The following is a 4,795-nucleotide window of genomic DNA, read 5'->3' on the forward strand; positions in this document are numbered from 1 at the left end:
TGGAACTGGATCGCACTGCGGGCCATGGCCGGACTGGTATTTGTGTACCAGTCTATGGGCTCAGGTCCTGCGCTGCGGAGCGAGCTGGGTAATCAAGAGAGCTCATGACTGCCACCACCATCCAAGGGCTCTTCGCCAAGCCGGTTGACCGCCCGATCGACGGGGTGATCAAGGCCGACGACGAGCGGCATCTGCAGGTCGAACTCGACGAGTACGTCGTCACCCGTGAGGTGAGCAAGGGCCTGGGCGCCTTCACCGATGCCTACCTGCACAATCCCTCCGCCAATGGCGTGTGGATCTCGGGCTTCTTCGGTTCGGGCAAGTCCCACCTGCTGAAGATGCTTTCGCTGATGCTCGACAGCGACAAGCGGGTGGGCGAGCAGGACAGCCGGCCGGTGGAGATCCTGCTGCCGAAGGTGGAGGACGAAATCATCCGCGCCGACCTGAAGAAGGCGACGGCGATCCCGGCGCGCAGCCTGCTGTTCAACATCGACCAGAAGTTCGATGGCATCGGCGGCACCCACGAGGCACCGATCCTTGAAGTGTTCATGAAGGTGCTCAACGAGCTGCAGGGCTACTACGGCAACCAGGGCTATGTGGCCCAGTTCGAGCACGACCTGAACAAGCGCGGCCAGTTCGAGGCCTTCAAGCAGACCTACCAGCGGGTGAACGGCCGCAGCTGGGAGAACGACCGCGATGCGCTGGCCACCGTCACCAAGCGCAGCTTCGCCAGGGCCTATGCCGAGCAGTTCGGCGGCAGCGAAGACGACGCCATCAAGGTGATCAATGACGCCAAGGACAGCTACCGCCTCTCAATCGAGGGCTTCGCCGGCCGGGTGAAGGAATACCTCGACAGCCAACCACCGGGCTTCCGGCTCAACTTCTTTGTGGATGAGGCGGGCCAGTTCATCGGCCAGGAGCGCAGCCGACTGCTCAACCTGCAGACCGTGGTGGAGAGCCTGGCCACCGCTACCGATGGGCGGGCCACGGTTTTCATCACCTCCCAGGCCGACCTGGAGGGGATCCTCGGCCAGGTGAAGTTTGAACAGGCGGACGACCTCAGCAAGATCCAGGGCCGCTTCAAGACCAAGCTCACCCTGGCCAGCGCCGATGTGCAGGAGGTGATCCAACGGCGTCTGCTGGCGAAGGATCCAGAGGAACCGGAGCAGCTGATCTCGATCTATGAGCAGGAGAAGGAGAACTTCACCACCCTGTTCCGTTTTGGCGATGGCTCGATTCAGCTCAAGGGCTGGGGCGACTGTCAGAGCTTCTGCGGGCTCTACCCCTTCCACCCCTACCAACTGAGCCTGTTCCAGCAGGCGATCCAGAGCCTGGCGACCCACAGCATCTTTGAGGGCCGCAACATGGCAGTGGGCGAGCGCTCGATGCTCTCGGTGTTCCAGGAGGTGGCCAAGGCGATCAAGGAACTGCCGGTGGGGCGCCTGGCCAGCTTCGACCAGCTCTACGACGGCATCCGTGACGTGATCCGGGCCGATAAACAGCAGACGATGGTGACGGCCCAGAACCAGCTGGGCGAGCTGGAGCTGCGCATCCTCAAGGCCCTGTTCCTGCTCAAGTGGGTGCCCCAGTTCAAGGGCACGGCGCGCAACATCGCCATCCTGCTGATCAATGAGCCCAACTTCGACATCCGGGCCCATGAACAGGCGGTGAAGGATGCGCTGATCAACCTGGAGAGCCAGAGCTACCTGCAGCGCAGCGGTGAGGTATACGAGTTCCTCACCGACAAGGAAAAGGATGTGGAGCAGGAGATCAAGCGGGTTGAGGTGTCGGATTCCGTGGTGGTCAAGACCCTGCACGGCGTGGTGTTCGACGACGTGCTCCGCAGCAACAAGATCCGCTTTGAAGACAACGGCAACGACTACCCGTTTGCCCAGAAGATCGACGACGGCCTGATCAAGGGCAAGGAGAACGATGTGGTGGTGAACCTGGTGACCCCCGAGCACCCCAACTACGGCAGCGAGTCGATCCTCCACAGCCGCAACATGGGCGGCACCGAGCTGATGGCGATCCTGCCGGTGAAGGACCGGCTGCTCGATCAGATCCGCAGCCACCTCAAGACCGACCTCTACATCCGCCAGAACAGCGGCAGCGAAGACGAGTCGCTGAACGCGATCCTGGCGGTGCGCGCCAAGCAGAACAGTGCCCGGCGCCAGGAGATGACCCGCCAAGCCGAAGAGCTGCTGCGCACCGCTGCGCTGGTGGTGAATGGCCAGACCCTCTCGGTGGGGGAAGGCGACCCCAAGACCCGATTCAGCAAGGCCTACCAGGAGCTGATCCGCTCGGCCTTCCCCAAGCTGAAGATGATTCGCGGCAACTTCAGCGAAGCCACCGTGGCCCAGGTGGTGCAGGAGCAGGACGACCTGCTGGAGGGCTCAGCGATCCAGCTCTCGGAAGCGGAGCAGGAGGTGCTGGTGGATGTGGAGCGCCAGCAGAAGCTGGGCGAGCGCCTCAGCGCAGAAGATCTGGTGCGCAAGTTCGAGGCGCGGCCCTACGGCTGGAGCAACTGGGCCACCCTCACCTTCATCGCTCGGCTGTATCGGCTCGGGAAGCTGGAGTTGCGGGAGAAGGAGCTGCTCAGCAGCGTGGAGGTGATCGAGGCGCTCACCAACAGCCGCCGGCTGGGTGGTGTGAGCGTGCGCAAGCAGGAGCAGTTCGACACCAGCACGGTGAATGCGCTCAAGCGCTTCCACCAGGAGCTGTTCAACGTGCAGAGCATTGGCACCGATGCCCGCAGCACCTGCGAGGCCTTCCGCATGGCCATGCGCGAGGAGGCCCAGGACCTGCGGGAGATCGCAGCCCAGGCCGCCAGCTACCCCTTCCTGGCAGCGGTGAGGCCCTGGGCGGAGCAGGCCGAGGCGATGGCCAAGAAGGACGACGGCTACTTGCTCAACCAGCTGGGCACCTTCAAAGACAGCTGGCTCGACGCCGAGGAAGACCTGCTCACCCCCCTGAAGCAATTCCTCAACGGCAACCAGAAGACGGTGTTCGACGAGGTGCGGGCGTTTGAACTGCGCTATGGCGATGAGTTCGCCGACCTGCCGGCCGAACAGGTGAGGCCGCTGCGAACGCTGCTGGAGAGCGACAAGCCCTATGCCGGTGGCCTGATCCCCCAGGCCAAAAGCTCAATAGCCGAACTGCAGAAGCAGCTGGGTGAGCGGCTGGCGGCGGCCAAGGCCAAGGCACTCGAGGAGATCAGCGAGCAGGAAGCCCGGCTGAAGGCAACGGCCGACTTCCAGAGGCTCGACACCAGCCAACAGGAGCAGGTGCTGGCAACCACGGCAGCGGCAAAGGCTGAAGTGGAGACCGCGAGTCAGCCAGGACGGGCCTTGCTGCGGGTGAGTCGCTACCGGAACGATGAGGTGCCCAAACAGCTGCAGCGGATGGCGGCCTTGGTGGCGCCGCCGGACAGTCCAATGCCTGAACTGATCAGGGTGGTTCCGGCTTCTGCTCTGAAGGTGAACTGCCCGCTGAGCCAGATCACCAACAGCCAGGAGCTGCAGCAGTGGCTCGATGCCCTCAGGGCTTCAGCGCAGGCTGAGCTTGACCAAGGCCATCGGATCAGTCTCTGAACCCTGCCTTCTTTCATTCCCCACTCGTTCCCCAGCCCCACAGCTGATCCATGCCCGTCAACACTGCTGCCCTGAAGACCTTCGCCCCGGCGATGCGCCGGCAACTGATGGAGGCGGTGGGCCGCAAGCTGGATCTGCTGCTCAACAGCCAGACCCCCGACACGCTGAGTACCTACGCCAAGCAGATCGCTGAGCTGCGCGAGCAGGAAGCCGGGAACCGCGAGCAGCTGCTGGAGCGAGTCGCCTACACCTGGTTCAACCGGCTGTGCGCTCTGCGGTATCTGGACGCTAGGGGCTGGCACCCGTTTGGCTGCAAGGTGTTGATGCCGGCAGCTGAAGGTGAAACCCAGCCGGAACTGCTGAAGCTGATGCGGGCGGGCAGCCTGCCATCAGAACTAAAACCACACACCAACGAAGCCCGCCTACATGGGTTGCTCGATGGCCAGACCCCACCAGCGATGGCGGGATCTGATCCACAGGGAGAGGTGTACCGGGAGCTGGTGCTGGCGAGCTGCCGCTCCTATCACCAGCTGCTGCCGGAGCTGTTCGAAGGACTGGATGACGCCAGTGAGTTGCTGTTGCCTGACCACCTGCTTAGCGAAGGCTCGATCGCTGGTGGATTCCGCAGTGCGATCAGCGACGAAGACTGCGAGGATGTGGAGATCATCGGCTGGCTGTACCAATTTTATATCTCCGAGAAGAAGGACCAGGTGATCGGCAAGGTTGTCAAAAGCGAGGACATTCCGGCCGCTACGCAGCTCTTCACGCCAAACTGGATCGTGAAGTACATGGTGCAGAACTCACTCGGTGCCACCTGGCTGGCCACCTATCCCGACAGCCCCCTCAAGGGCCAGATGGAGTTCTACATCGAGCCGGCGGAGCAGACCCCTGAAGTGCTGGCCCAGCTGGCAGCGATCACTCCGGAGAGCCTGGACCCGGAAGCCCTCACCCTGATCGACCCAGCCTGCGGTTCGGGTCACATTCTGGTGGAGGCCTACGACCTCCTGAAAGCGATCTACCTGGAACGCGGCTACCGGCAGCGCGACATTCCTGAGCTAATCCTCACCAAGAACCTCTTCGGACTCGACATCTGTCCCCGCGCTGCCCAGGCCGCGTCCCTTCGCGTGGTGTAAATCCCGAGGCCCGAATGCCCTGATCAGAGGTTGAACAAGGTGGAATGACGAGCTGTCATTCCGGAGGTGCGG

2 protein-coding genes are annotated in these 4,795 nt (G+C 62.9%); both read left to right on the forward strand.

The features are described from left to right. Positions 1–104 precede the first annotated feature (104 nt). Positions 105–3,590 (forward strand): BREX system P-loop protein BrxC, encoded by a 3,486-nt coding sequence (gene brxC, locus CJZ98_RS17125; RefSeq protein ID WP_094592322.1) that lies wholly within the window; start codon positions 105–107, stop codon positions 3,588–3,590. A 50-nt stretch (positions 3,591–3,640) separates the two neighbouring features. Next, positions 3,641–4,723, forward strand: a complete 1,083-nt coding sequence (locus CJZ98_RS17130) for a BREX-1 system adenine-specific DNA-methyltransferase PglX (protein WP_094592323.1) — start codon at positions 3,641–3,643, stop codon at positions 4,721–4,723. Positions 4,724–4,795: the final 72 nt, after the last annotated feature.

Source organism: Vulcanococcus limneticus LL (assembly GCF_002252705.1).
Classification (GTDB): Bacteria; Cyanobacteriota; Cyanobacteriia; order PCC-6307; family Cyanobiaceae; genus Vulcanococcus; species Vulcanococcus limneticus.